We start from the raw sequence: 26,078 nt of genomic DNA, 5'->3' as shown, positions 1-26,078 counted from the left end.
CCAGAACACCTGACGAAGGGATTACACGGCGAGGGTTGGCAATCGTCGTGCGATGACTAACATGTCCTCGATCGCGCGGGAGGAGCCGGCGCAGACCAGGAGGAGATTTTCGATGAAACATTCCGCAGCGCGGCTCGCAGCCGCCGGGGCAATCGCACTCTCGCTGGCGGCGGCCGGCACGGCCGCGCGAGCCGACGAATTCATCAACGTTCTGGCCGGCGGCACCTCAGGCGTCTACTACCCGTTGGGCGTCGCGCTGTCCGAGATCTATGGCAAGGGCATCCCAGGGGCGCGCACCCAGGTGCAGGCGACAAAGGCCTCGGTCGAGAACCTGAACCTGCTGCAGCAGGGCAAGGGTGAGATCGCCTTCACGCTCGGCGACTCGCTGAAATTCGCCTGGGAGGGAAATACGGAGGCCGGCTATCCGGGCAAGCTCGACAAGCTGCGCGGAATCGCGGCGATCTACCCCAACTACATCCAGATCGTGGCATCCGCCGACTCCGGCGTGACGAGCCTGGCCGACCTTAAGGGCAAGAGCCTGTCGGTCGGCGCGCCCAAATCCGGCACCGAGCTCAACGCCCGCGCGATCCTCGCCGCGGCCGGCATGAGCTATTCGGACCTCGGCAAGACGGAATACCTGCCCTTCGCGGAATCGGTCGAGCTGATCAAGAACCGCCAGTTGGATGCCACGCTGCAGTCGGCCGGGCTCGGCGTCGCTTCGATCCGCGACCTCGCAACGTCGCTGAAGATCAATGTCGTTGCCGTCCCCGCCGACGTCGTCGAGAAGGTCGGCGCACCCTATCTCGCCGTCACCATCCCTGCGGGAACCTATGACGGCCAGACGGCCGACGTGGCGACTGCGGCGGTGGGCAACTTCCTCGTCACACATGATGGCGTGTCCGACGAGACGGCCTACCAGATGACCAAGCTGATGTTCGAGCATCTCGACCAGATGGCGGCCGCGCATGCCGCGGCAAAGGCCATCAATGTCGAGAAGGCGCTCGACGGCATGCCCGTCCCGCTCCATCCCGGCGCAGAGCGCTACTACAAGGAAAAGGGGCTGATCAAATAGGCCGTAGGCGGCGCGATCCATGACGGCCGCTCCCCTGCCTCCAAAGGCAGCGGGGGGAGTGGTCGTTTGTGTGTGGGAAAACCGATTGAGGCTCGCATGACGACCACAGAGACCCGCACGCACGGCCTGCCGGACGAGACGCCGCCCGTCGAAGGGCTTCCCGACGGCTTCGGCATCGGGCGGGCGGGCACGGTCGCCTTCGGCATCGCCATCGCCTTCTCCGCCTTCCAGCTCTGGACCGCCGCCTATGGCAGCCTGCCGAGCCAGGTGGTGCGGGCGATGCATGTCGGCTTCCTGCTGCTGCTCGGCTTCGGCCTGCTTGCCAATCTCAGGGCATCGAGCCCGTTGGCGAAGACCTGGTTCTGGACGCTCGGCGTGCTCGGCTTTCTCACCGGCGTCTACAACTGGGTGTTCTACGAGGCGCTGATCTTCCGCTCCGGCTTCCTGACGGTGCCGGACCTTGTGGTTGGAACGCTGCTGATCGCGCTGGTCTTCGAGGGCGCGCGGCGGCTGATGGGCCTGCCGCTCGCCATCATAGCCGGCATCTTCCTCGCCTACTGCTTCCTCGGGCAATACCTGCCGGCTCCTTTCGTTCACCGCGGCTACGATTTCGCGCTGCTGATCGAACACTTCGCCTATGGGACGGAAGGCATATACGGCACGCCGGTCTACGTTTCGGCGGCCTACATCTTCATCTTCGTCGTTTTCGCCGCGTTCCTCGAACGCGCGGGAATGATCGCGCTGTTCAACGATTTCGCGCTCGGCCTGGTCGGCTCCTGGCGCGGCGGGCCGGCGCAGGTCTGCGTGCTGTCATCGGCGCTGATGGGCACGATCTCGGGCTCGGGCGTCGCCAATGTCGTCGCGAGCGGCCAGTTCACGATCCCGCTGATGAAACGGTTCGGCTTTCGTGCAGCCTTCGCAGGCGGCGTCGAGGCGACCTCCTCGATGGGCGGACAGATCATGCCGCCGGTGATGGGCGCCGTCGCCTTCATCATGGCCGAGACGCTGAATGTCCCTTACGCCGCGGTGGTGCAGGCCGCGATCATCCCCGCCATGCTCTATTTCGGCGCCTGTTTCTGGATGGTGCATCTGGAATCCGGCAAGTTCGGCCTGAAGGGCATGAGCAAGGCGGAGCTGCCAAATCCGTGGGACGCGGTTCGGCAGCACTGGCCGCTGGTGTTGCCGCTGGCGGCCCTCGTCTACCTGCTCTTCGCCGGCTACACGCCGATCTTTGCCGGCACGATGGGGCTGGCGCTGACGGTGGTTCTGATCCTCGGCACGCCCCTCGCCGCACTGATCGGGCCGCTCGCCTTCCGCGTCGTCTTCTGGATCGCGCTCGGCCTGGCGGCGGCATCCTTCGTCAGCTACGGCGTCGACCTGCTCGCCATCGTCATCGCAGCGCTGGTCGGCGCCTGCCTGCTGTTCAAGGGTGGACGGGAGACGCTGCTGATCTGCCGCGACTCGCTGGCGGAGGGAGCGAAGAACGCGCTGCCGGTCGGCATCGCCTGCGCCATCGTCGGCATAGTCATAGGCACGCTGACGCTAACAGGCATCGCCTCGACCTTCATCGGTGCGATCATCGCCATCGGCGAGAACAACCTGTTCCTGTCGCTGGCGCTGACCATGCTGACCTGCCTGGTGCTCGGAATGGGTATCCCGACCATCCCCAACTACATCATCACCTCCTCGCTCGCCGGTCCCGCTCTGCTCGAGCTCGGCGTGCCGCTGCTCGTCAGCCACATGTTCGTCTTCTATTTCGGCATCATGGCGGACCTCACGCCGCCGGTGGCCCTGGCAGCCTTTGCCGCCGCGCCGATGGCCAAGGTCTCGGGCATGAAGATCGCCATACAGGCGAGCAAGCTGGCCGTGGCCGGCTTCGTGGTGCCGTTCATGGCTGTCTACACGCCGGCCCTGATGCTGCAGGATCCCGGGCCGATGGCGGCCGTGGTCGGCTATCCGGTCGAGGTCGCCTACATCGTCTTCAAGGCGTGCCTCGGCATCGGGCTCTGGGGCGCCGCGGTCGTGGGCTTCCTGTTATCGCCGATGCGGCTGTGGGAACGGTTGCTGGCGACGGCATCCGCATTCCTGCTGGTGCTTGCGCTGCCCTGGACGGACGAGATCGGCTTCGCGCTCGCCGCGATCGTGATCGGCCTGCACTGGTGGCGTGGCCGGACCGCGACGGTGCGTACCGCCTGATGCCGGTCTGCCTCATCGCGGGCGGCAAGGCGGCGATGGTGGCGCTATCCGCCTTCACGCTCGCCTGGACGCATTCGGTCGAGAAGGTTCGGTGGGAAGAGGACTGGGTGCTTTCGGACGCCGGCCTCAGGATCGTCGAGGCGCGCGTCAAAGGTTCCGGCGCGGGAATGGAGATACCGGACGGCGCCGTGCTGCAGGACGGCGTCTGGCGCTACGTACCCGACACTCGCGCCCCGCAAGGCGCTGCTTCTCGCGCGCTCGGGGGCGACGGCGGGAGGCTGGGAGATCTGCGCCGACGGCAAATGCTTGCGTGTGGGGGAGACCGCCGCAGCTCCGGCCGAGATCAGGGCGTGCGCCGACGGCGAGGCGCTGCCCGCCGACGCTCAGTGAAACGTGACACGCGCCTGGAGCGAGGTGCTGCCCGTGCGGCGCGCGCAGGCCGGTCCGGGGCCGCGCATATAATGCCGCTCCGGGCGATAGCTGGGCGCAACGAATTCACGTATGGCCACCGCGTAGTGGCCAATGGTTGACCAGAAAGACATCTTACCTAACCCTGTCCCTCGGAATGTCCCTTCCGACGCCGCAAACTTTAGCAAACGATCGTGAACACCCGGTGAATCCGGCTTTTAACGAATAGACAGGAACCGTCCGTTCGTGTCGCCGGAGAGGAAAAATTACGGCGTTTCGGGGCCGGTTCTGCGAATCCCGTCACACAGACGGGCCGTGTTGCGAAATGACAACAATCCCCGGGCGGAACCGCGCCAGCCGCCGGGCGTTCTCCCGCCAGGCCGATGAAACTTCGGCTTGAGAGGACATTCAGTCCTTGCCTCCACAACAACATGAACAGGAAGGGCCAGGAAAATGGGTCTGTTTTCGAAAGACATCAAGACGATGGACGACCTCTTCGTCCACACGCTGCAAGACATCTACTACGCCGAGAAGCAGATTGTGAAGAACCTGCCGAAGATGGCGAAGAAGGCGACGAACACCGAACTGAAGCAGGGGTTCGAAAAGCATCTCGAGGAATCGAAGGTCCATATCGAGCGGCTTGAGCAGGTGTTCGAGATGCATGGCGCGAAGGCTAAGGCGGTGAATTGCCCGGCCATCGACGGCATCCTTGAGGAAGCCGACGAGATCGCCGGCGACGTGGCGGACGACCAGGTGCTCGATGCCGCGCTGATTGCCGCTGCGCAGGCCGTGGAGCACTATGAGATCACGCGCTACGGCACGCTGGTCGAGTGGGCCAACAAGCTCGGCCGGAGCGACTGCGCCTCCGTGCTGGAAAAGACCCTCAAGGAAGAGATCGCCACCGACAAGAAGCTCACCAGCCTTGCGGAGCGCAAGATCAACTTGCTGGCGGCCGAATAGGCGCAGGCAAGACGCTTCGCGACCTTCAAGGGCCGGCCACAGCCGGCCCTTTTCTATGCGCTGCCGATGAGGACGCCGGCGGCGAAGACGAGGCCGCCGCCCAGCACCACCTGGAGAGCTGCGCGCAGGAAGGGCGTGTCCATATAGCGGTTCTGGATGAAGGCGATTGCCCAGAGCTCGACGAACACGACGGCGGCTGCGACTGTCGTGGCGGTCCAGAAGTCCGGAATGAGATAAGGAAGCGCGTGGCCGAGGCCACCGACAGCGGTCATGATACCGGAGGCCAGGCCGCGCTTGATAGGCGAGCCGCGGCCGGAGAGCTTGCCGTCGTCATGCGCAGCCTCGGTGAAGCCCATCGAGATACCGGCGCCGACGGAGGCCGACAGGCCGACGAGGAAGGTCTGCCAGGTGTCGCCGGTGGCAAACGCAGCGGCGAAGATCGGCGCGAGCGTGGAGACCGAGCCGTCCATAAGGCCGGCGAGACCGGGCTGCACATAGGTCAGGATGAACTGGCGCCGCTCGGCGAAGTCTTCCTCCTTGCGGGCGTCGCCGCTCAGATATTCCCGGCCGAGGCGCTGCGCGAGCGTCTCATGCGATTTCTCGGCCGCCGCCAGCGCGCCGAGCAGCTTGCGCGTCGAGGCGTCGGAGGTGCGTTTGGCCGCCTCGACGTAGAAGAGCTCAGCCTGCGCCTCCATCTCCTCGGCCATGGAGCGCACCTTCTCGAGGCCGAGCGGACGCACCAGCCAGTCGGGCTTGCGCTCATAGTAGCCGCGGACGTGCTCGCGGCGGATGAGCGGGATACGATCGCCGAAGCGCGCACGATGCAATTCGATGAGCGAGGCGCGATGGCTGTCCTCCTCGGCCGCCATCTCCTCGAACACCTTGGCCGAGTTCGGATAGGCATCCGCCAGACCGTCGGCATAGGCGCGGTAGATACGGGCATCGTCCTCTTCCGAGGAGATGGCGAGCGCGAGGATCTCCTGCTCGCTGAGGGAATCGAACGATCGGCGACCGAAGCCGAAGACACGGGAAAGCATGAGAAGAACCGTCTAGTTTAGAATTATTCTAATCTAATCAGATGCGGCGCGAGTTGCAATGCAGCAGGCTGCGGCGGAACGGCCGCTCAGTCGAGTGTGCGCCGGAAACGCAGAAGCGCAATGCCGGCATAGGCGACGATGAACACGCCCAATATGCCGATCTCGAAGGCCACCGCAGGAAGCTCCGCGCCCTTGAGCATGATCGCCCGGACGACGCGCAGGAAATGGGTGAGCGGGAAGAACTCGCCGAGGGTCTGCGCCCATTGCGGCATGCCTCGAAACGGGAACATGAAGCCGGACAGCATCAGAGACGGCAGGAAGAAAAAGAAGGTCAGCTGCAGCGCCTGCATCTGCGTGTTGGCCATGGTCGAGATCGTGTAGCCCAGCAGTACCAGCGCAAAGACGAAGGACAGCACCGCGAGCAGAAGGAGCCAGAGACTGCCGACAAAGGGGATGGCGAACAACAGCTTCGCCGCGACCAGCACGACCGCCACCTGCACGGCGCCGACGACGAGATAGGGCAGCACCTTGCCCAGCATCACCTCGGCCGGGCTGGTGGGCATGGCGAGCAGATTTTCCATCGTGCCGCGCTCGGTCTCGCGGGTCAGAGCGATCGAGGTCATCATCACCATGGTCATCTGCAGGATGACGCCGAGCAGACCCGGCACGATGTTGTATTGCGAGATGCTCTCGGGGTTGTAGCGGCGGTGGACGACGACATCGAGCTGGCCCTCCGCGGCTTCCGCCGCCGCCTGCTCCTGCCCCTGCTCGCGCAGCAGGGCCCGCGAGGCGACCGTCGAGACGGTGGAGATCGCTCCAGAGGCGACGGCAGGATCGGTCGCATCCGCTTCGATCAGGATCGACGGGTGGTCCTTGCGGTCGACCCGGCGCGCGAGGTCCGAAGGGATCGTCACCACGAAGGCGACCTCGCCGGAGGCCATCAGTTCTTCCGCCTCGGCGGCCGAGCCGACGACGTAGTCGAAACGATAGTAGCCGGTCATCTCCAGCGAGGACACGATCGCGCGGGTGTAGCGGTCGCTGCCGAGCGCGACCAGCGCGGCCGGAAGCTGCTTCGGGTCGGTGTTGATCGCGTAGCCGAACAGGACGAGCTGGACCAGCGGCACGCCGAGCATCATGCCGAAGGTGATGCGGTCGCGCCGCATCTGGATGAACTCCTTGATGAGCATCGCACCCAGCCGGCCGAGGGAGAAGAAGCCCATCATTGCGCCATATTGTCCTTCGACCGCGCCATGAACTGGATGAACACGTCCTCCAGGCTGGTCTCTCCCGCCTCGACCGTGACGCCGTCGCCCTTGACCGTATCGAGCGCGGCTTCGAGCTTGTCCCGGTCGAGGCCCACCACGTGCAGCGTCGTGCCGAACGCCGCGACCTGCTCCACGCCCGGCGCGCCGCGCAGCTTCGCCGCGATCTCATCGAGACCGGGGCCGCGCACGACATAGGTGAGAAGACCCGCCTTGCGCACCACCTCTTCCACCGTGCCGGTGGCGAGCAGCTTGCCGTAGGAGATATAGCTGATGCGGTGGCAGCGCTCCGCCTCGTCCATGTAGTGGGTCGAGACCAGGACGGTGAGGCCACGCGCGGCTAGCCGATGGATCTCGTCCCAGAATTCGCGCCGCGCCTTCGGATCGACGCCGGCGGTCGGCTCGTCCAGCAGCAGCAGCTTCGGCCGGTGCATGATGCAGGCGGCGAGCGCCAGCCGCTGCTTCCAGCCGCCGGACAGGGTGCCCGCGAGCTGGCCGCGTCGCGTGGCGAGGCCGAGGTCCTCCAGCGTCTCGCCGACAAATTTCGCGACCGGCTTCAGCCGGTAGAGCCGCGCCACGAATTCGAGGTTCTCGGCGATCGTCAGGTCCTCGTAGAACGAGAACTTCTGCGTCATGTAGCCGACCTCGCGCTTGATCAGCAGGCTCTGGCGGCGGATGTCGTAGCCGAGCACCTGACCCTCGCCTTCATCGGGCGTCAGCAGGCCGCACATCATGCGGATGGTCGTGGTCTTGCCCGAGCCGTTGGGGCCGAGGAAGCCGACGATCTCGCCCTGCGCCACGCTCATCGACACGTGGTCGACCACCGTCCGGTCGCCGAAGCGTTTGACGAGCCCGCTGACCTCGATCGCGTTCATGGCGCTTGCAGCACGACGTCGACCAGCTGCCCGGGCTGGAGCGCGTCGGCACCCGCGTCCGGCCGCGCCTCGATGAGGTAGGCGAGCTTCTGGCGGCGCTCGAGCGAGTAGATCACCGGCGGCGTGAACTCCGGCTCCGGCGAGATGTAGCTGACGGTCGCGGTCAGGTCGTCGGGGCATCCGTCGCAGCGCACGGCAAGCTTGCGCCCGACCGAGAGCGCGGAGAACTGACCCTCGCCGACATAGAGCTTGAGCTTGACCGCACCGTCGGGCAGCAGGGACAGCACCGGTGCGGACGGACCGGCCACGTCGCCCGGATTGCGGATCACGTCGCCGATGCGGCCGGGTGCCTGCGCAACGATGCGCCGCTTCGAGAGCCGCCATTTCGCGGTTTCCAGTGCGGCTTCCGCCTGCCGCACCTGATTTTCGGCGGCGCGGATGGTCTCCTCGCGGGCCGGCAGGTGGGCGACGGCGACATTGGCCCTGGCTTGCTCGACGGAGGCATCGGCGAGTTCGAGCGCGGTCTGGGCGGTGTCGAGGGCCGCAGGCGTGGCAGCACCCCGCTTGACCAGATCGGCAGTGCGGGCGAGATCGCGCGACGCCGCGCGCGCCTGGGCCTCGGCCGAGGCCAGCGTCGCCTCTATGACGGCGATCTCCTCGGGCCGCTTGCCGAGCTTCAGGTCCGCAAGCTGGGCCCGCGCTTGATCGAGTGCTGCCGTCGCCTGGTCGACCGCGATGCGGGCGTCATCGCTCTCCAGCTCGGCCACCACCTGCCCCGAGGCGACGCGCTCGCCCCGCCGCACGGCCACCGTGAGCACGTCCGCCACATCGTTGGGCGCCAGGAGCACGTATTCGCCTTCGACATAGCCGACGGCCAATGGCGCCTCCGCGGCGCAGCCGGGCAGGAGCGAGGCGAGAATGGGGACTGTAGAGGAAGCTCATGCCTGTTCGGCCCTCCGAGCCGCAAGGATCGCGCGCAGGTTGGCGCGAGCGACATCCATGATCGCGTCCGCCTCCGTTGGGCCGATCACCTTCCAACCCATGCGCCGGGAGACGGCTTCCCGTCCGATACGGAAATAGACGACCTGTCCAAGGAGCGTAAAAACGGTGAGCATCGTGCGCTCGCTGTTGGGCTCTTCGCCCGTCGCGGCCGACCAGATGGCGCACAGGCGCTTGTGCACGGGTTCGAAGACGCCGAAGTAGATCGTGTTGAGCGCCGATGTCGGGCGATTGAGTTCGCGCAGGATGAACTGGACGATCTCGCCACCTTCCGGGCGCGCTACGATGAAGGCCACCATGCGCGAAAGGGCGCCTTCGAGGATCATGCCGGCCTGTTCGGGAGAAATGTCGGGCGCCACCTCGGGGACCTCCAGCGCGTCGCCGGCGATGCCGCGGATCGTCTCGACAATGTGCTGCGCGCATGCGGCGTGCAGACCGTCCTTGCCGCCGAAGTGATAGGCGATCGAGCCGATGTTCGCGCGCGCCGCGGCGGCGATCTCGCGCGTCGTCGTCGCATCGTAGCCATGTCGCCCGAACAGAGTGAGCGCAGCCCGGATCAGCGCAAGGCGCGTCTGCTCCGCGCTCGACAGCTGGGTGGGTTCCGGCTTTTCATGATGCTGCTTCATGGCAGGATTTAATCAAACGATTGATTAAATGTCAAGCGATGCCAGAAAGGGAGTTCCGTTCAGGCGGAGGCGGGCACGTCAAGCGGCGGCAGGCCCCAGGCGCGCCGCGCAAAGAGACATTCGGGATCGCCCGGCATGCAGGCGTGGCAGACATCCGGCCGCACCGCGTAGATGGTGCAGGCAGTCGTCTTGCCTATTTCTCCGGAAAGGGCGTTGCAGCGCGCGCCCGTGCAACGCATGCCGCCCTCGTCCGCCGAGATCAGCTCCGGCGGGATCAGCGCGATCTGCGCGTCGTCCTCCAGCGTGAAGCGCGGCCATTCCGAAGAGGTCGCGCAGCATGCGCCGCAGGAGGTGCAGTCGAAGTCGGCGGCGTCCATGACGCTCCTGTCTGGCTACCGCGCCAGAAACAAACAGCGTCCGCGCGGGCTGCCACCGATGTCGCACGAGTGGGCGATCGCATTCAAGCGGCGTGCAGGGAAACGAGGCGACAGCTCAGGCGGCCTCGGCGTTCCGCGCGGCGACCTCGCGATGAACCTGCTCGACCGCCTTCTCCACACTGGAGCGGAAACGGACATGCGGCGGACGGACGTGGTGCGCGTAGAGCATGCGGCGCACCTGCGGGCTCGCGCCCGCGATCACGAAGCGCACGCCCGCCCGCGCCGACTTCGCCGCAGCCATTTCGAGCGCGTTGGCCGCGGTCGAATCGATGAAGGGCACCGCCGAGCAGTCGAGGATGAAGGCCTTGCGCTGGTCGGCAATACGGTCGAGCACCGCGCCCACCGTCGAGGCGGCGCCGAAGAAGAAGGCACCGGAGATGCGGTAGATCACGACGTCCGGATCGGCCGCATCGGACGGTTGGGTACAGCTCGCGGTCCGTGCTGTCGGCGACGTCCTCGGCCACTGCGGGCACCTGGGCCTCGATCGCGACCGCCTTGGCCATGCGGTCGATGAACAGGACCGATCCGAGCAGGAAGCCGACGACGATGCCTTCGGTGAGGTCGCGGAAGACGACCAGGGCGAAGGTCACCAGAAGCACGAGCGCGTCGCCGCCCGAGGAGCGCAGCAGCGCGCGGAACGCATCCTTCTCCACCATGTTCCAGGCGACGACAGCGAGCAGGCCCGCGAGCGCGGCGAGCGGGATGTAACCGGCGAGCGGTGCAGCCACGAGCATGAAGAGCAGCAGGAACAGCGCATGCAGGATGCCGGAGACGGGACCGTGCGCGCCGGCGCGGACGTTCGTCGCGGTGCGGGCGATCGTGCCGGTGGCGGTCATGCCGCCGAAGATCGCGCTGCCGATATTGGCGAAGCCCTGGGCCACCAATTCGCAGTTGGAGCGGTGCCGGCGTCCCGTCATGCCGTCGGCGACGACGGCGGACAGCAGCGATTCGATCGCCCCGAGAAGGGCGAAGGAGACGGCGTCGGGCAGCACCGCCAGCGCGAGATCAGTGCTGAAGGCCGGAAGCTGCGGGAAAGGCAGCGTGCGCGGAATGCCGCCGTAGCGCGTCGCGATGATCTCGACCGGCAGGGCGAAGAAGGCGGTCACAACGGAGGCGGCCGCGATCGCGATCAGCATTCCGGGCCAGGATGGGCGGAACCTCTTGAGGCCGAGGATCACGACGACAGTGAGCAGGGCGACGCCGATCGCGGCCGGGGTGACCGACGCCCTGGCGCCCCAGAGTGCTACGACCTTGGGAATGATCTCGCCCGGTTCGCCGCCGGAAAGGCTGATGCCGAACATGTCGCGCAGCTGGCTGGCGAAGATGATCACCGCGATGCCCGCGGTGAACCCGACGGTCACCGGGTAGGGAATGTATTTGATGTAGGCACCGATGCGCAGGTAGCCGATCGCGAGCAGCATGATTCCTGCCATGAAGGTGGCGAGCAGCAGGCCGTCGACGCCATGTTCATGAACGGTCGCAGCCACGAGCACGATGAAGGCGCCTGCGGGCCCGCCGATCTGGAAACGGCTGCCGCCGAACGCCGAGATCAGGAAGCCGCCCACGATCGCGGTGAATAAGCCTTGGGCCGGGGTGACGCCGGAGGCGATCGCAATCGCCATCGACAGAGGCAAGGCAACGATCGCCACGGTGAGGCCGGCGATCGCGTCGGCGCGCAGCTGCGACAGGCCGTAGCCCTCGCGCAGCACCGTCACCAGCTTCGGCGTGAACAGTTCGGCGAAGGTCGCCTTCGGCCGCTGATCCTCGCGGCTCGCCCGCTGACCGCTCAGAAATGCCATGCTTCGTCCCGCCCGCCGTTCGCTCCAGGCAACGGGATCGTCGGCGGCGGCGCGGTCAAAGCCGTGCCGGAGGTCGGCGGTCGCCGTCGCGACGCTTCGTTCCGGAGGCGACACCGCCGCCGGGAGGAACCTAGCCTTCCGAGCCAGACACCTTGAGCCGCACGCCGCGGCCGCCGCCTGCACTCGCCTGGCCTTCGCCGATGATTTCGACACCGAGCTCGGCGAAAGCCTGGATGACCTTGGTCAGGCTGTCCACGACGCCGCGCACCGTGCCTTCGCTGGCCTCCATCCGTTGGATGGTCGGCACCGAGAGACCCGCCTTCTCGGCAAGAGCCTTCTGGTCGATGCCGGCGAGCGCACGCGCGGCGCGCATCTGCGCTGACGTGATCATGGTCGATCAGGTTCCATCGTGATGATATCTAGCGCATACCAAGTGATGTTTCAAGCATCACCTATGATATGTGGAACTAGCCTATCGATTGGTGAGCTGTGGGCCGAGCGTGATCAGCGCGACGGCAACGATCGCAAGCACGACGCCGATGCTCTGGATGGGCGCCAGCTTCTCGCCGAAATAGACCAGCGCGATCAGGTTCACCGCGACGAGCTGGATCACCGCCGACAGGCTGAAGGATGATGCCATGCCGAATTCGCGCACCAGCCTCAGCATGATCAGATTGCCGAGCGAATAGAGCACCAGGGTGATTGCGAGCTTGCCCAGGCCGGGCGCAAGCGCCCACTGCTTGGCCATCGTGGCGGCGGCAAGGAAGACGAGGGTGGAGAGCCCGAGCTGAAGCAGGCCGGAAATGCTCATGCGGATGCCTTTTGGTCTTTGCGGTTCAGGCCGGCGACGGCGCAGCTGGCTGCGGCGCGCGCGACTTGCCGTATCGCACCAGCAGCCATGAGATCAACGCGCCGATGACGATGATGCCCAGCGAGAGCAGCGGGCGATACCAGAACCAGGCGATTGCGATCACCACGGTGCCGACCGCGATCGCCAGCACGAAGGCGACGAGCCCGGTGCCGAGCCGCGCCAGCGAACCGAGGAAGGGGATGACGTCGAAGATGACGCCAATAGGACCCATGACCAGGGCGAAGCCGACGGCGAGCAGCAGGAGCCCGATCGCGCGCAGCAGCCAGGTGATGAACGTATTCTCGGCCACCGCCTCGTCGAACATCTGTCGGGCGGCCACGACGCCGCGGTCGACCATGAAGAGCGCATCGCCCGCCTCGGTCTGATAGTGCGCGAAGCCGTTGCCCTGCTGTTTGGCGACCACGCTGATCGGTCCGAGCGGAACGAGTTCATAGGAGATGCGCTGGTCGCCGACCTGCGGCGAGTTCGGATCCTCGCCGAGATAGATGCGCGACTGGACGATCCTGGCGTCGCCCCAGCCGAAGGTCTCCTTCACCTTCTGCGCGTCCGCGGCGGTGACAGGAAGGTCCTTCTCCCCGCCCATGCGGCTGAGCGTCTGGACGTCGAGCCGCCAGGCGCCCATCTGCGCTTCCGAGAGGGAGAACGTCTTGTCCAGCCAGCGCATTTCCGGATTGCGATGACCGTCAGGCTGCTTGAAGTTTGAAGAATCCTGCGGGCTGTCGACCCAGTCCTTCGTGTAGCTGTAGGTGGTGACGGTTTCCTCGCCGCCGCCGAGAGTCTTCTTCGTCTCGGAGCGGCTCTCCTCCTTCCACTGGAACATTTCGGCGCGGCGGATGAGGCTGACGCCGGTCGCCGTGATGCCGAAATCGGGATCGGTGAGCGTTTCGCCGGTCGCGACCGTGCCGGAGGCATGGACGAGGCGGCCCTCATTGGCGGGATCGATCGTGTCCGCCGAGACGTCGATGACGGCCCCCGCGCCCTCCGCGAGAGAGCGCGCCGTCTGGACCGCGCGGCCCTCGTTCCAAAACAGAAGGACGATCATGGCCAGCACCAGCAGGAAGCCGATGAGGACACCCACGAAGGAACTCGCGATGCGGCTGAACCAGCCCCGTCGCGTCGTCACGGTGAACGTGTCGCTCATGTCTCCCCCCGATACGCCCCGCGCAATCTATCGATCAATTCGCCGACTTGCGCAATTCGCTGCCCCGAGTCCGACGCTACGAAATGGGCGCTACTTGACCGAGCCGACCAGCGGAGCGGATTCGCCGCGGATGGTCACCCAGCGGCCGGTATGCTCGCTGGCCTGGCGCTTGAGGAAGCGATAGGGCGTCTCGGTCCACAGCTTCACGCTCTCGGAGAGATTGTCGAGGATGTAGTCGCCCTGGCTGGTGCGGACGGAAAGCACCGCATGGCCTTCGCCGTCGGGCTTGCGGACCACGGTGATCAGCAGGTTCGACAGGGAGATGCCCTTGGCCGCCAGCATCCGGCGCTTTTCGAGAACGTAGTCCTCGCAATCGCCGGCGCCGATCTGGTCCGGATAGGCCCAGACCTCGTCCTTGCCGTAGATGTCGAAGTCGTTCATCGGCTTGATCGAATGGTTGACGAAGGCGTTGACCGACTTGAGCTGGCGCATCAGGGCCGGCGTCAGCGCCAGCGGACCCTCGTCCCGCGGCCGGATGGAGCACTCCGCCGGGTTGGCCTTGCAGAACTCGTAATGGCCGATCGGCTGCGAGGTGAGACCACCGGTCGCCATCGGCGCTGCGGCCGACGCGAGCGCAGGCGCCGCGAGCAGGCACAGGGCGGCCGTTGCGAGGCGCAGGCGCGTCGTCGCGGCAGCCCGGAAGGCAGTCATGGAAAACCCCGTACGCCCGTTAGTTTACTAACGAAACGTTAAAGGCGTTAATTTGGCAAAGTCAATCGACCGATCCGCCGACTTCCGGCGATGGTTAGCGGGCTGACGCTTTCAGATGTTATTTTAGCGTGAGCCTGTGAGCAGGTTGCAACACCTGTCAGACGGTATCGGGCCGCCGAAGGCGCTTCCTGACGGCCTCGCGCGCCGATTGGCCGAAGCTTGCCTGGAAATCGACGATTCGCGGCAGGATCTCCGAACGGTAGCGCGACCCGTTGAACACGCCGTAGTGCCCGACGGCCGGCTGGACATAGTGCACCCGCATGTCGTCGGGAATGTTGCGGCAGAGCGTGTGCGCGGCCTGGGTCTGGCCGACGCCTGAAATGTCGTCATTCTCGCCCTCGACCGTCATCAGCGCGACGTTGCGGATCTTCGAACAGTCGATCAGCTCGCCGCGATGCTTCATCTCGCCCTTCGGAAGCAGGTGTTTCACGAAGACGCTGTCGACGGTCTGGAGGTAGAATTCCGCGGTCAGGTCCATCACGGCGAGATATTCGTCGTAGAACTCGCGATGCTTCTCGGCGCTGTCGCCGTCGTTCTTCACAAGGTGGAAGAAGAAATCCTTGTGCGCGCTGATGTGGCGGTCGAGGTTCATGCCCATGAAGCCGCCGAGTTGCAGGAAGCCCGGATAGACCTGGCGCATGAAGCCATTGTTCGGCCAAGGCACGGTCATCACGACATTCTCGCGGAACCAGTCTATGCCGCGCTCTTCCGCAAGCCGGTTCACTGCCGTCGGATTGATCCGGGTGTCGATCGGGCCGCCCATCAGCACCATGGTGGACGGCGCCATCGGATCGCCGCGCTTTTCCATCACGGCGGCGGCCATGAGCACCGGAACCGAGGGCTGGCACACCGCCATCACATGCGTGTCTGGCCCGAGTTCGTGCAACATGTCGATGATATGGTCGACATAGTCGTCGAGGTCGAACCGCCCCGCCGAGAGCGGAATGGTGCGCGCATCCACCCAGTCAGTGATGTAAACCTCGGCATAGGGCAGCATGGATTCGACGGTGCCGCGCAGCAGCGTGGCATAGTGGCCCGACATCGGCGCAACCATGAGAAGCTTGCGGTCGGGCTTGCGGCCCTTCGGCAGGTCACGCTTGAAATGCAGAAGGCGGCAGAACGGGCTCGACCAGACGACCTCCTCGCTCACCGCAACCGGCTTCCAGTCCACGATGGTCGAGGTCAGCCCGAACTCCGGCTTGCCGTAGCGGCGGGTCGTGCGCTCGAACAGCTCCGCCAGGCCGGCGATCGATCGCCCCCAGGGCGTCTGGGCAAACGGGTTGAGCGGATGGGAATAGAGGATCCGGGTCGCATCGGCCATGGCTCGCATCGGCTGGACCGCGGCATGGTTCATTTCGTACAGCTGATAAAACATGGAACCCCTTGCTGCGCCGCGATCGGCCCGGGAGCGGCTATGCTGCCTTGCAACAAAGCTAGCAGCAAAACGTTCCAAGGCAACTGGTGGAAGTACGACCTTTGGTCAGTTTGCGCGCGATTTATGCGGTATTTTGCCGTTAACTGCCTAACGAATAGTCACGCGTTCCAGACCATCAGGGTTCGCGTGGCCGGATCGACGCCTGGCGGCACCTCGCGCAGGAACTGCTCGCGCAGCCTAGGAGCCGCCGACTCGGGCTCGATCACCGCGAAGCCGCGGCGCTCGTAGAAAGGCCGGTTGAAAGGCACGTCGCGGAAGGTGGAGAGGAAGACCCGGCTGCGGCCTTCGGCTCGCGCATGGTCGAGCACTGTCGATAGCAGGGAGCCGCCGATGCCGCGCCGTGCACGCGCCGGATCCACGGCGATTTCCTTGAGCCAGTATTCGCCTGCGGCCTGACCGGCCACGGCGAAACCCGCCGGAATGGCGTCCCAGCTCGCAAGCCATGCGTCATTGTCCGCGACGAAGCGCTGGAAGTCGCCGCGCGGCGTGGGCGGAAGCGCGGCGATCTGCGGAACACCATGATCGACAAAGAGCCGGTCGGCCCGGCTGCTGATCACGAGCATCGCGTCGACGTCGCCCGCGACAGCGCGCCGTATCGCGAGAACGCCCGGGATGTTCAAACGCCCTCGACGATGACCATTTCGGCGGTGGCGTATTTCTGCCGGATCGCTGCTGCCGCCTGGTATTCGGGCGAGTCGTAACAGGCCTTTGCGACATCAACCGATTCGAACTCGATGACGACGTTGCGCCCGCGCGCCTGGCCTTCCAGCGCCGTATAGGCGCCGCCGCGGGCCAGGAACCTGGCGCCGAAGCGTTCGAAGGCGGGCTTGGCGGTCGTGACGTAGTCCTTGTAACCCTCGGGATCGTGCACATCGACGCGCGCGATCCAGTATCCCTTGGCCATGATCAGATCCCTCCCTGGTTTTCCATCTCCCGCAAGATGGCCTCCGCCGCCGAGCGCCGGTCCGGCGCGCCGACGATCGGCCGGGCCACCACGAGATGGCTCGCGCCGGCCTTGAGCGCATCGGCCGGCGTCATCACACGCTTCTGGTCGCCCCGATCCGCGCCGGCGGGGCGTATGCCGGGGGTCACGACCGCGAGCTTCGGGCCAACGATGCGGCGCACGGCGGCTGCCTCCTCGGCCGAGCAGACGATGCCGCCCATGCCGGCCGCCAATGCCTGTTCGGCGCGCCGCAGCACGAGGGTGTGCGGGTCATATTCGTAGCCGGCCTCGATCATGTCCTGCTCGTCCATCGAGGTGAGCACAGTCACGCCCAAAAGGCAGAGCCCCGATCCCTTGGCCGCCTCCACCGCCGCACGCATCGCCTTGGGATAGGCATGCAGGGTGAGCATCGACATGCCCATTCGCGCAATATTCTCCACGCCCTTCGCCACCGTGTTGTCGATGTCGAGCAGCTTCATGTCGAGGAAGACCTTCTTGCCTTCGGCGGCAAGATCGCGGGCGAATTCGAGCCCGCCGGCGAAGGCGAGCTGGTAGCCGATCTTGTAGAAGGATACGGCGTCGCCGAGTTCGGCGACGACCTTCTCCGCATCGGACACGGTCGGGACGTCCAGTCCGACGATCAGCCGGTCGCGAACCGAGGTGCGAACGATCGCGTTCATGGCTCCATCCTCGACGAGTGCAGGCGGGCATGGGTGATCAGCGCCGCGCAGAGCCGCGTCATGCCCTTGCGCAAACGCTCTTCCTTGAAATTGCCGTCCGCATCGAAAGCCTCGCCTGCATTGGGCACCGAGACCTGCGCGGCGATGACGTCCATCTGGATATGCGACAGGACCGCGCGCAGGTGGTTGGCGCTGCGGATGCCGGCGAAATGCCCATCCGAGGACGAGCAGATGGCGACGACCTTGCCTGGATAGATCGAGATCGGCTTGCCGTTGTCGCGGCGTATCCGGCTGACCCAGTCGATCGTATTCTTAAGCAGAGGCGGCATCGAGCCGTTGTATTCCGGCGTGCAGATCAGCACCGCGTCATGCGCCGCGATCAGGCGGCCGAGCTTGTAGGCATTTTCGGGGATGCCTTTCTCCACTTCGAGGTCCTGATCCATGATTGGCAGCGGATAGTCGGCGAGCGAGATGCGCGTGACCTCGGCGCCCTGGCGGGCAAGCTCCGTCTGCGCCACGTCGGCCGTCTTGCCGCTGTAGGCCCCCGTGCGGATCGATCCGGCGAAGACAAGGATTTTCGGCGTCATGACATGCTCCCGGCTCGCCCTCCGCTAAACGGCAAGGCAACCGGAATCAAGTCTCTACGCCCGCGCGCCGCGCCGGTAGATCCAGAGCTGCGTCGGCGGGATGTTGCGGACGACGAAGTCGAAATGCTCGACGGTGTAGTTGCCGCGCCTCGGCGGCACCGGGGAGAGCGGGCCGTAGGTGAGCTGCACGATCGGGCGCCCCGGGGGAAGCCGGTCGAGAAGGTCTTCGATGTAGCGCACGCGCTGCTCGACGGGAAAGTTGAGCAGCGGCACGCCGGAGATGACCGAATCGAACACCATTCCCTTTTGCGGCAAGGTGTCGTCGAGGTTGAAGGCGTCGCCCTGGATCACGTTCACGCCGGGCAGCTTCTCCTTCAGATGCTCGACGAAATCGGCGGAATACTCGACCGACCAGAGATTCTCGGGCTTGACGCCGCGGGCAAGGATGGCGCGGGTAATCACTCCGGTGCCCGGCCCGAGTTCGAGAACCGGAAGGCCGGAGTCGGGATTGACGACGGACGCCATACGGCGCGCGGTGACCGAGCTGGTGGGAACGATGGACCCGACCGCCCGGGGCTTGTCGATCCATCCGCGGAAGAACTTCAGCTCCTCATCGAATTTCCGCCCGATGCTCTTCTTCAGGCTACCCGATCGCATCAGCATCCGCTCCGTGGTCTCGTAACGCAGGGTTATGCGACCATAACGTGCCAAAAGAAAGACCGCAGTTCCTGCAATGCACAATTTGTCAGGCAGGCCCTGACGGTCCAATATCTCACTGGCCGAAGGACTCGAAGAAGTCCTTCATGCGCGAGAAGAAGCCGTTCGACTGGGGCGAATTTTCGGTGGAGGAGATCTGCTCGAACTCCTCCAGGAGCTCGCGCTGGCGCTTGGTCAGGCTCTGGGGCGTCTCGACCGCCACTTGAATGTAGAGGTCGCCGACCGCGGGCTGGCGCAGCACCGGCATGCCCTTGCCCTTGAGGCGGAACTGCTTGCCGTTCTGGGTGCCCTCGGTGACTTTGACGCGAGTCTGCGTGCCGTCGAGCGTCGCCACCTCGAAGGTTCCGCCGAGCGCTGCGGTCGTCATGGAGATCGGCACCTTGCAGTAGAGATCGGCGCCGTCGCGCTGGAAGAACTCATGCGGCTTGACCGACAGGAAGATGTAGAGATCACCCGCCGGCCCGCCGCGTGCACCAGCCTCGCCTTCATTGGCGAGACGGATGCGGGTGCCGTCCTCGATGCCCGCCGGGATGTTGACGGAAAGCGAGCGCTCCTCGGTGACGCGGCCCTGGCCGCCGCATTTGCCGCACGGATCCTTGATCGTCTGGCCCCGGCCCTGGCAGGTGGGGCAGGTGCGCTCGATCGAAAAGAAACCCTGGCTGGCGCGGACGCGGCCCGAGCCTCCGCACATCGCGCAGGTGACCGGCTGGGTGCCCGGCTTGGCGCCGGAGCCCGAACATTCGGAGCACTGGATCGACGTCGGCACGCGGATCTGCGCGGTCTTGCCGGCAAAGGCCTCCTCGAGGCTGATCTCCATGTTGTAGCGCAGGTCCGCCCCGCGCTCGCGCCCGCCGGAGGAGCGGCGGCGGCCGCCCATCATGTCGCCGAAGATGTCCTCGAAGATGTCGGCGAAGCCGCCGGCACCGGAGAAGCCGCCGTTCATTCCGCCGGCGCCGTTCTCGAACGCGGCATGGCCGAAACGGTCATAGGCCGCGCGCTTCTGCGGATCCTTCAGCGTCTCGTAGGCCTCGTTGATTTCCTTGAACTTCGCCTCGCAGGCATCATCCCCCGGATTGCGGTCGGGATGGAACTGCATCGCAAGCTTGCGAAAGGCAGCCTTCAGCTCTTTCTCGTCGGCTCCTTTGGCAACGCCGAGAGTCTCGTAGAAGTCCGCTTTCATGGTGTCCCGCGTTCGAATGTCATTCGACCAGAAGAATCGAGGTGTTGGCCCCGCATTTAGTAAGCCATGCGCGCGGATGCCATAGGCCCGATGCACGGCCGCGGCGTTTTCTCACGTTTTCTGCGGGAGAATCAGCCCGCGCCGGGCTGCGCCGCGACCTTTTCGGAGCCGATCTGCCCGGCTGGCGGGTATCGGCGCCAAGGCCAGGCGGCGGACATAGGCGCCGACCGGTCGATCGACCCTGCGGCAATACCAACATCACATGACCCGTCGCAAACGAAAGCGGCCGGCATCGCTGCCGGCCGCTCGATTCGTCCTGTCCAGACAGATCAGGCGGACTTCTTCTTGTCGTCGTCGAGGTCCTCGAAGTCGGCGTCGACAACGTCGTCGCCGGCCTTTTCGGCATCTGCCCGGGCGTCGGCCTCGGCGGCCTCCGCCTGCGAGGCCTCGTACATCGCCTGGCCGAGCTTCATCGCGGCCTCGGCCAGCGCATTGGTCTTGGCCTTGATGTCCTCGACGTCGTCGCCTTCCGACGCGGTCTTCAGCGCCGAGATGGCATCGGAGATCGCGGTGCGGTCAGCCTCCGAGACCTTGTCGCCATATTCCTTCAGCGACTTCTCGGACGAGTGGACCAGGGCCTCGGCCTGATTGCGGGCCTCGACCAGCGCACGGCGCTTCTTGTCGGCCTCGGCGTTCGCCTCGGCGTCCTTGACCATCTTTTCGATGTCGGCGTCCGACAGGCCGCCCGACGCCTGGATGCGGATCTGGTGCTCCTTGCCGGTGCCCTTGTCCTTGGCCGAGACGTTGACGATGCCGTTGGCGTCGATGTCGAACGTGACCTCGATCTGCGGCACGCCGCGCGGTGCCGGCGGGATGCCGACCAGATCGAACTGGCCAAGCAGCTTGTTGTCCGCCGCCATCTCGCGCTCGCCCTGGAAGACGCGGATCGTCACCGCCGACTGCGAATCCTCGGCCGTGGAGAACACCTGGCTCTTCTTGGTCGGGATCGTCGTGTTGCGGTCGATCAGGCGGGTGAACACGCCACCCAGCGTCTCGATGCCCAGCGACAGCGGGGTCACGTCGAGCAGCAGCACGTCCTTGACGTCGCCCTGCAGCACGCCCGCCTGAATGGCCGCGCCGAGTGCCACCACCTCATCAGGGTTGACGCCCTTGTGCGGGTCCTTGCCGAAGAACTGCTTCACGATCTCCTGGATCTTGGGCATGCGGGTCATGCCGCCGACCAGGACGACCTCGTCGACCTCCCCTGCACGGATGCCGGCATCCTTGAGCGCCGCCTTGCAAGGCTCGATCGTGCGCTGAACGAGATCGTCGACGAGCTGCTCGAACTTGGCGCGGGTCAGCTTCATCGTCAGGTGCTTGGGACCGGAGGCGTCCGCCGTGATGAACGGCAGGTTGATCTCGGTCTGGGCCGATGAGGAGAGCTCGATCTTCGCCTTCTCCGCGGCCTCCTTGAGGCGCTGCAGAGCGAGCTTGTCGTTCTTCAGGTCGATGCCCTGCTCCTTCTTGAACTCCGCCGCCAGGTATTCGACCAGGCGCATGTCGAAGTCCTCGCCGCCGAGGAAGGTGTCGCCATTGGTCGACTTCACCTCGAAGACGCCGTCGCCGATCTCGAGGATCGAGATGTCGAAGGTGCCGCCGCCGAGGTCGTAGACCGCGATCGTGCCGGACTTCTTCTTGTCGAGGCCATAGGCAAGTGCAGCCGCCGTCGGCTCGTTGATGATGCGCAGGACTTCGAGACCGGCGATCCGGCCGGCGTCCTTGGTGGCCTGGCGCTGGGCGTCGTTGAAGTAGGCCGGAACGGTGATGACCGCCTTCTCGACCTTCTCGCCGAGATAGGCTTCCGCCGTCTCCTTCATCTTCTGCAGCGTCATGGCGGAAATCTGCGAGGGCGACTGCTTCTTGCCGTCTGCCTCCACCCAGGCGTCGCCATTGTCGCCCTTGACGATCTTGTAGGGGACGAGGCCCTTGTCCTTCTCGGTGACCGGGTCGTCGAAGCGACGGCCGATCAGGCGCTTGACCGCAAAGATGGTGTTTTCGGGGTTCGTGACCGCCTGGCGCTTGGCCGGCTGGCCGACGAGACGTTCGCCGTCGCCAGTGAAGGCGACGATCGAAGGCGTGGTGCGCGCGCCTTCCGCGTTTTCAATGACCTTCGGCTCCTTGCCGTCCATGACGGCCACACAGGAATTGGTGGTGCCGAGGTCGATACCGATGACTTTAGCCATTGTGTCTTCTCCGCTTAGCAGGCTGCCAGGACCCATTGAGGCGTTCCAGGAGGCAACCCCTTCTCAGTTCTGGATTTCCCTCGATCCGCCGCATCGCTGCGCCGGCTTCTCGGGTTGGGGTGTATATAAGAACGGTGTTTCGAGTCGCAAGCGCGCAGATGCAGCGTTTTTCACGCGACCGTGATCAATTCCGTCACATGCGGCGACATCCAGGGGTGACAGCCGGCGTGCTGCCGATCTCCGGCGCCGATCAAGCCAAATTCGTCTTGGTACTGGCCTGCCACGCGGTAGCGCCAGAGGTAGGAAGGCAGGATCGCATCGACCGATTCCGGGGTCACGCCGAGACCGGAGAGCGTGCGGCCCTCGGCATTGGCAGCATCGGAGACAACATTGTCGTTGCGGAGCAGCCTCACCTGATCCGACGTCAGCAGCGGATTGGGCAGCATGCCGAGGATAGCGCCCTGAAGCCTCGCGACCGGCCACGGCACGGACACCAGCATGCGCTTGCGTTCGACCACCTTGAGCATGTGCTCCATGCACTCGCGGAAGGTAAGGACTTCCGGACCGCCGAGCTCATAGGTCGCGCCCGGCCTGGCCTTCCCGTCGACCGTCAGCGCCAACGCCTCGGCGACGTCGACCACATAGACCGGCTGGTAGCGGGTCGTGCCGCCGCCGATCAGCGGCAGGACGGGCGAAAAGCGGGCCATGGCGGCGAAGCGGTTGAAGAACGCGTCTTCCGGCCCGAAGACGATGGAGGAGCGGATGACGTTGGCATCGGGCAGCGTCGACAGGACCGCTTCCTCGCCGAGCGCCTTGGTCCGCGCATAGTCCGATTCGGACGCGCCGTCGGCACCGATCGCCGACATCTGCGTCATCTTGGCGCCGACCGCGCGGGCGGCCTCCGCCACGGCGCGGGCGCCGAACGCCTGAACCGCGTTGAACGACTGGCGGCCGGACTCATGCAGGATGCCGACGAGGTTGATGACGTGATCGGCGCCCTCGACCGCCCGGTCGACCGACCAGCGCACGCGCAGATTGGCCTGGACGGCCTGGATCTGGCCGACATTGCCGAGCGGCTGGAGATGACCTGCGAGATCGGGCCGCCGCACGGCCACGCGGACGCGATAGCCGCGGCGGGCAAGCGCGCGGACCGTATGCCGGCCGATGAAGCCAGAACCGCCGAAAACGGTGACGAGTTTCGACGTTTCCGTGATCAGGGTCATGTCAGGCTCCGGGCAGCGGCGAGCGGATCGAATTCGCTGCCGTCTTAGTCCGTTTTGCCGGCCTCGCCAAGACAAGGAAGGCGCGGCGGAATGCCGTGGTGCCTGCGGCGCATCAATGCCAACCGGCCGGCCGATCCCGGCCTTATTCCACCACGATCTCCACCAGTCTCGGCCCGCCGGCCTCCCGCGCCCGGCGCAGCGCGGGCCCAAGCTCATCGACGGACACGATCCGTTCGGCCGGAATGCCGTAGGCGGCGGCGAGCCTGAGGAAATCGGGCGGGGCAGGCGAAACGCCGATGGGCTCGACACCGGCGTCCCGCATCGAGGTCTCGATCTCGCGGTAGCCGCGATTGTTCCAGACGACGAAGACGACCGCCGCCGCCGTTTCCGCGGCGACCGCGATTTCCGGCAGGGTGAACTGGAAGCCGCCGTCGCCTGTGAGACAGACGACCGGGAGATCGGGCCGTGCAATCGCCGCGCCGATCGCGGCGGCGGGACCGTATCCCAGCGCGCCATAGCCGGTGGCCGCATTGAACCAGCCGCCTGGCCGGTCGTGGTCGTAGTACAGGTTCGCCGCATAGACGGGTTGGGTGGAATCGCCGACGATCAGGGCGCCCGGCAGCGCGTCGCGGATCGCCTCGACCGCGCGGACCTGCGCCTGCATCTTCGGTTCGATCTCGTTCCAGGCGGCATCGCGGGCTACGGCTGCCCGCGCGGAACCGACGCCAGAGGCGCGTCCGTTGCCGAGTTCCAGCACGAGGCGCGACAGGACCTCGGCCGAATCGCCCAACGCGACGATCGCGGCCCGCCGGCGCGACAGCTGTGCGGTGTCGATGTCGATGCGAAACAGCATCTCGGGCATGACGAAGCCGCCGTCGGCATACATGTCGTAGTCGGTCGGGCCGAACTCGGTGCCGACCGCCAGCACCACATCGGCCGTGGCGAGCAGGGCGCGGATCGACTTGAGGCTGGGGCTGGCGTGGACGGCCAGCGGATGGCGGTGCAGAAGGCCGCGGGCGTTGACCGTGGTGACGACCGGCGCATCCAGCCGCTCGGCGAGCAGCCGGAGCTCCGCGTCGGCCGCCTTCGCGCCACCGCCAGCCAGGATCAGCGGGTGCTTTGCGCCAGCGAGCCCGGCCGCGATCCGCGCCACGGCGGCCGGATCGGCGGGCGCCGGCCGCGCAGCGACCGGAAGCGCGGGCAGGTCCGGCGCCGGCAGGCCCATCACGTCCAGCGGGATTTCGATGTGGACCGGGCCGGGCCGGGCGGTCGCGAAAAGCTCGAAGGCGGCCGCAAGCACGCCCGGCAACTCCGCCCCGTCCTCGACGCGGAAGGACAGCAGTGCAACCTTCTCGGCAAGCCCGCGCTGGTCGGGCAGTTCGTGCAGGTGGCCGAGACCCTTGCCCAGCGTATCCAGCCGGTTGACGCCGGAGACGACGAGCATAGGGATCGAATCCGCCCGCGCCTGCGCCATCGGCGTCAGCGCGTTGGTGAGACCCGGCCCGGTGATGACGAAGGCTACGCCGGGCCGGCCCGATGCGCGGGCATAGCCGTCTGCCATGAAGGCCGCGCCCTGCTCGTGGCGCGGGGTGACGTGGCGGATGCGCGAGGCGGCAAGGCCGCGATAGAGTTCGATCGTGTGGACACCTGGAATGCCAAAGACGGTGTCGACACCGTGAGCTTCCAGCAGGTGGATGAGGACCTGACCGACGGTCATCCTCGCCATATCGGCCTCGTCAGGCAGGTCGGCCCTCCCTCGCAGGAGATGCACAGGGCAGTGGCCTCGAAGGTGGCGACGGTGCAGCCCGCCGACTCCATCGCAGCCTTGGTCTTCGGGAAGCCCGCGACGGCGATTACCTCGCACGGCGCCGTCGGCAGCACGTTGAGGCTGAGGCCGAAGCTGTCGCGGAACTCGTCCGGATCGCCCTCGACCAACCTGATCCCGCTTGCCTTGAGCATTTGCCAGAACGGCGCGGGCAGGAGCGGCGAATGGACCAGCGCAAGGTCGTCGGCGAGCGGGCTGATCACAGACATCAGGTGCAGGCACGCCTCCTTGCCCTGCCAGAACGGCAGATCGAAGCCGTAGACCCTGATGCCTCTTGGCCCAAGCAGGTTCGCGACCTGCTGAATGCCCTCCTGGTTGGTCCGCACGCCGCGCCCGATGGCGAGTGTCGTCCTGTCGATCCAGACGCAGTCGCCGCCCTCGACCGTGCCGGGCGCCTCGACCATGCCGAGGATCGGGATGCCGAGCCGGCGGTAGGCGGCTTCGTGAAGCGCGGGCTCCGGGCCTCGCAACGCCTTGCCCATGGAGAGGATCAACGCACCATGGTCGGTCATCAGCGAGGGGTCGTGCGTGAAGACAGAATCGGCGAGACCGTCGTCGTCGTCGGGCAGGAACTCGATCGCCGCGCCCGACTTCGCCACGAGGCCGACCAGTCCGTCATGCTCGGCGGCGGCGCGGGTTGGGTCGAACTTCGGACCGTAGTGCCATTCGGCCGGGTCTGCGCGGCGCATCGCGCTCGATGCACGGCGCATCAGCACCCGTTTCAGCGGGGCCGCCATCGACTGAGATCCGTATTCCTGCACCGGAAACACCTCCCGCCTGTTTTGCCTAAT

At 66.0% G+C, this 26,078-nt stretch carries 24 protein-coding genes and 2 pseudogenes; 4 read left to right on the top strand and 22 right to left on the bottom strand.

The features are described 5' to 3' along the window. The first annotated feature begins 112 nt into the window (after positions 1-112). From LRS09_RS11635 to LRS09_RS11620, 4 genes and pseudogenes are all read left to right on the top strand, one after another. Complete coding sequence (locus LRS09_RS11635; RefSeq protein ID WP_257806702.1) at positions 113-1,072, top strand: TAXI family TRAP transporter solute-binding subunit; 960 nt, start codon at positions 113-115, stop codon at positions 1,070-1,072. Positions 1,073-1,168: 96 nt separating this feature from the next. Further along, a complete protein-coding gene (locus tag LRS09_RS11630; RefSeq protein ID WP_257806701.1) occupies positions 1,169-3,268 on the top strand; it encodes a TRAP transporter permease in 2,100 nt (699 codons plus the stop codon). After that, positions 3,268-3,444 (top strand): annotated as a pseudogene (locus tag LRS09_RS11625) (DUF1850 domain-containing protein); the annotation flags it as partial. The gene LRS09_RS11630 and the pseudogene LRS09_RS11625, both read left to right, overlap by 1 nt. A gap of 685 nt (positions 3,445-4,129) precedes the next feature. Next, complete coding sequence (locus tag LRS09_RS11620) at positions 4,130-4,636, top strand: ferritin-like domain-containing protein (RefSeq protein WP_257806698.1); 507 nt, start codon at positions 4,130-4,132, stop codon at positions 4,634-4,636. A 53-nt stretch (positions 4,637-4,689) separates the two neighbouring features. On the opposite strand, the gene mbfA is transcribed toward LRS09_RS11620, so the two are convergent. From mbfA to LRS09_RS11510, 22 genes and pseudogenes are all read right to left on the bottom strand, one after another. Further along, positions 4,690-5,673: an iron exporter MbfA gene (gene mbfA / locus LRS09_RS11615; protein ID WP_257806696.1), complete on the bottom strand. Its 984-nt coding sequence runs from the start codon at positions 5,671-5,673 to the stop codon at positions 4,690-4,692. Positions 5,674-5,759: 86 nt separating this feature from the next. Continuing rightward, the gene (locus LRS09_RS11610) at positions 5,760-6,896 is read right to left on the bottom strand and encodes an ABC transporter permease (protein ID WP_257806694.1); all 1,137 of its coding nucleotides are present in this window, start codon (positions 6,894-6,896) and stop codon (positions 5,760-5,762) included. Further along, positions 6,893-7,810 (bottom strand): ABC transporter ATP-binding protein, encoded by a 918-nt coding sequence (locus LRS09_RS11605; RefSeq protein WP_257806691.1) that lies wholly within the window; start codon positions 7,808-7,810, stop codon positions 6,893-6,895. Before LRS09_RS11605 ends, LRS09_RS11610 begins: the two co-directional genes overlap by 4 nt. After that, positions 7,807-8,688, bottom strand: a complete 882-nt coding sequence (locus LRS09_RS11600; RefSeq protein ID WP_257806689.1) for an HlyD family secretion protein — start codon at positions 8,686-8,688, stop codon at positions 7,807-7,809. Before LRS09_RS11600 ends, LRS09_RS11605 begins: the two co-directional genes overlap by 4 nt. 60 nt (positions 8,689-8,748) lie before the next feature. After that, on the bottom strand, positions 8,749-9,435 hold the full coding sequence (locus LRS09_RS11595; RefSeq protein WP_257806687.1) for a CerR family C-terminal domain-containing protein: 687 nt from the start codon (positions 9,433-9,435) through the stop codon (positions 8,749-8,751). Positions 9,436-9,494: 59 nt separating this feature from the next. Beyond that, positions 9,495-9,812 carry a YkgJ family cysteine cluster protein gene (locus tag LRS09_RS11590; RefSeq protein ID WP_257806684.1) on the bottom strand — a complete coding sequence of 106 codons (318 nt, stop codon included), beginning with the start codon at positions 9,810-9,812 and terminating at the stop codon, positions 9,495-9,497. 115 nt (positions 9,813-9,927) lie between these two features. Next, a pseudogene (locus tag LRS09_RS11585) lies at positions 9,928-11,671 on the bottom strand (SulP family inorganic anion transporter). A gap of 130 nt (positions 11,672-11,801) precedes the next feature. Further along, positions 11,802-12,062 carry a helix-turn-helix domain-containing protein gene (locus LRS09_RS11580; protein WP_257806681.1) on the bottom strand — a complete coding sequence of 87 codons (261 nt, stop codon included), beginning with the start codon at positions 12,060-12,062 and terminating at the stop codon, positions 11,802-11,804. Between the two features lie 81 nt (positions 12,063-12,143). Then, a complete protein-coding gene (locus LRS09_RS11575) occupies positions 12,144-12,482 on the bottom strand; it encodes a hypothetical protein (RefSeq protein WP_257806679.1) in 339 nt (112 codons plus the stop codon). Between the two features lie 25 nt (positions 12,483-12,507). Continuing rightward, positions 12,508-13,683, bottom strand: a complete 1,176-nt coding sequence (locus tag LRS09_RS11570) for a TMEM43 family protein (RefSeq protein ID WP_257806677.1) — start codon at positions 13,681-13,683, stop codon at positions 12,508-12,510. Between the two features lie 90 nt (positions 13,684-13,773). Further along, on the bottom strand, positions 13,774-14,394 hold the full coding sequence (locus LRS09_RS11565) for a transglutaminase-like cysteine peptidase (RefSeq protein ID WP_374684834.1): 621 nt from the start codon (positions 14,392-14,394) through the stop codon (positions 13,774-13,776). Positions 14,395-14,551: 157 nt separating this feature from the next. Then, positions 14,552-15,829, bottom strand: coding sequence for a polyhydroxyalkanoate depolymerase (locus LRS09_RS11560; protein WP_257806675.1), 1,278 nt, complete (start codon positions 15,827-15,829; stop codon positions 14,552-14,554). 158 nt (positions 15,830-15,987) lie between these two features. Further along, entirely contained in the window at positions 15,988-16,509 is a 522-nt protein-coding gene (locus tag LRS09_RS11555; protein ID WP_257806674.1) for a GNAT family N-acetyltransferase, read from the bottom strand. After that, positions 16,506-16,793 carry a DUF1330 domain-containing protein gene (locus LRS09_RS11550; protein ID WP_257806671.1) on the bottom strand — a complete coding sequence of 96 codons (288 nt, stop codon included), beginning with the start codon at positions 16,791-16,793 and terminating at the stop codon, positions 16,506-16,508. Before LRS09_RS11550 ends, LRS09_RS11555 begins: the two co-directional genes overlap by 4 nt. 2 nt (positions 16,794-16,795) lie before the next feature. Beyond that, positions 16,796-17,512 carry an orotidine-5'-phosphate decarboxylase gene (gene pyrF / locus LRS09_RS11545; protein WP_257806670.1) on the bottom strand — a complete coding sequence of 239 codons (717 nt, stop codon included), beginning with the start codon at positions 17,510-17,512 and terminating at the stop codon, positions 16,796-16,798. Further along, positions 17,509-18,099 carry an NADPH-dependent FMN reductase gene (locus LRS09_RS11540; protein ID WP_257806669.1) on the bottom strand — a complete coding sequence of 197 codons (591 nt, stop codon included), beginning with the start codon at positions 18,097-18,099 and terminating at the stop codon, positions 17,509-17,511. Before LRS09_RS11540 ends, pyrF begins: the two co-directional genes overlap by 4 nt. A 54-nt stretch (positions 18,100-18,153) precedes the next feature. Then, entirely contained in the window at positions 18,154-18,756 is a 603-nt protein-coding gene (gene pmtA, locus LRS09_RS11535; protein ID WP_257806667.1) for a phospholipid N-methyltransferase PmtA, read from the bottom strand. Between the two features lie 115 nt (positions 18,757-18,871). After that, entirely contained in the window at positions 18,872-19,996 is a 1,125-nt protein-coding gene (gene dnaJ, locus LRS09_RS11530) for a molecular chaperone DnaJ (protein ID WP_257806665.1), read from the bottom strand. Positions 19,997-20,325: 329 nt separating this feature from the next. Next, positions 20,326-22,239: a molecular chaperone DnaK gene (gene dnaK / locus LRS09_RS11525; protein ID WP_257806663.1), complete on the bottom strand. Its 1,914-nt coding sequence runs from the start codon at positions 22,237-22,239 to the stop codon at positions 20,326-20,328. Positions 22,240-22,409: 170 nt separating this feature from the next. After that, entirely contained in the window at positions 22,410-23,462 is a 1,053-nt protein-coding gene (locus tag LRS09_RS11520; protein WP_257806646.1) for a complex I NDUFA9 subunit family protein, read from the bottom strand. A 142-nt stretch (positions 23,463-23,604) separates the two neighbouring features. Next, positions 23,605-25,188 carry a 5-guanidino-2-oxopentanoate decarboxylase gene (locus LRS09_RS11515; RefSeq protein ID WP_257806644.1) on the bottom strand — a complete coding sequence of 528 codons (1,584 nt, stop codon included), beginning with the start codon at positions 25,186-25,188 and terminating at the stop codon, positions 23,605-23,607. Beyond that, positions 25,176-26,024, bottom strand: a complete 849-nt coding sequence (locus tag LRS09_RS11510) for a dimethylarginine dimethylaminohydrolase family protein (protein ID WP_257806642.1) — start codon at positions 26,022-26,024, stop codon at positions 25,176-25,178. Before LRS09_RS11510 ends, LRS09_RS11515 begins: the two co-directional genes overlap by 13 nt. Positions 26,025-26,078 lie beyond the last annotated feature (54 nt).

The sequence above is a fragment of the Mesorhizobium sp. J428 genome, assembly GCF_024699925.1.
Lineage (GTDB): Bacteria > Pseudomonadota > Alphaproteobacteria > Rhizobiales > Rhizobiaceae > Mesorhizobium_A.
The sequence above is the reverse complement of the archived record's forward strand: the minus strand, read 5'-3'. Positions and strand labels throughout refer to the sequence as shown.

Coding starts and splice junctions, on each gene's coding strand:
- LRS09_RS11620 (WP_257806698.1), top strand. CDS start 4,130: ATGGGTCTGTTTTCGAAAGACATCAAGACGATGGACGACCTCTTCGTC.
- LRS09_RS11550 (WP_257806671.1), bottom strand. CDS start 16,793: ATGGCCAAGGGATACTGGATCGCGCGCGTCGATGTGCACGATCCCGAG.
- LRS09_RS11580 (WP_257806681.1), bottom strand. CDS start 12,062: ATGATCACGTCAGCGCAGATGCGCGCCGCGCGTGCGCTCGCCGGCATC.
- LRS09_RS11520 (WP_257806646.1), bottom strand. CDS start 23,462: ATGACCCTGATCACGGAAACGTCGAAACTCGTCACCGTTTTCGGCGGT.
- mbfA (WP_257806696.1), bottom strand. CDS start 5,673: ATGCTTTCCCGTGTCTTCGGCTTCGGTCGCCGATCGTTCGATTCCCTC.
- LRS09_RS11605 (WP_257806691.1), bottom strand. CDS start 7,810: ATGAACGCGATCGAGGTCAGCGGGCTCGTCAAACGCTTCGGCGACCGG.
- dnaK (WP_257806663.1), bottom strand. CDS start 22,239: ATGGCTAAAGTCATCGGTATCGACCTCGGCACCACCAATTCCTGTGTG.
- pmtA (WP_257806667.1), bottom strand. CDS start 18,756: ATGCGATCGGGTAGCCTGAAGAAGAGCATCGGGCGGAAATTCGATGAG.
- LRS09_RS11510 (WP_257806642.1), bottom strand. CDS start 26,024: ATGGCGGCCCCGCTGAAACGGGTGCTGATGCGCCGTGCATCGAGCGCG.
- LRS09_RS11575 (WP_257806679.1), bottom strand. CDS start 12,482: ATGAGCATTTCCGGCCTGCTTCAGCTCGGGCTCTCCACCCTCGTCTTC.
- LRS09_RS11590 (WP_257806684.1), bottom strand. CDS start 9,812: ATGGACGCCGCCGACTTCGACTGCACCTCCTGCGGCGCATGCTGCGCG.
- LRS09_RS11570 (WP_257806677.1), bottom strand. CDS start 13,683: ATGAGCGACACGTTCACCGTGACGACGCGACGGGGCTGGTTCAGCCGC.
- LRS09_RS11560 (WP_257806675.1), bottom strand. CDS start 15,829: ATGTTTTATCAGCTGTACGAAATGAACCATGCCGCGGTCCAGCCGATG.
- dnaJ (WP_257806665.1), bottom strand. CDS start 19,996: ATGAAAGCGGACTTCTACGAGACTCTCGGCGTTGCCAAAGGAGCCGAC.
- LRS09_RS11630 (WP_257806701.1), top strand. CDS start 1,169: ATGACGACCACAGAGACCCGCACGCACGGCCTGCCGGACGAGACGCCG.
- LRS09_RS11565 (WP_374684834.1), bottom strand. CDS start 14,394: ATGACTGCCTTCCGGGCTGCCGCGACGACGCGCCTGCGCCTCGCAACG.
- LRS09_RS11610 (WP_257806694.1), bottom strand. CDS start 6,896: ATGATGGGCTTCTTCTCCCTCGGCCGGCTGGGTGCGATGCTCATCAAG.
- LRS09_RS11635 (WP_257806702.1), top strand. CDS start 113: ATGAAACATTCCGCAGCGCGGCTCGCAGCCGCCGGGGCAATCGCACTC.
- LRS09_RS11595 (WP_257806687.1), bottom strand. CDS start 9,435: ATGAAGCAGCATCATGAAAAGCCGGAACCCACCCAGCTGTCGAGCGCG.
- pyrF (WP_257806670.1), bottom strand. CDS start 17,512: ATGAACGCGATCGTTCGCACCTCGGTTCGCGACCGGCTGATCGTCGGA.
- LRS09_RS11540 (WP_257806669.1), bottom strand. CDS start 18,099: ATGACGCCGAAAATCCTTGTCTTCGCCGGATCGATCCGCACGGGGGCC.
- LRS09_RS11515 (WP_257806644.1), bottom strand. CDS start 25,188: ATGGCGAGGATGACCGTCGGTCAGGTCCTCATCCACCTGCTGGAAGCT.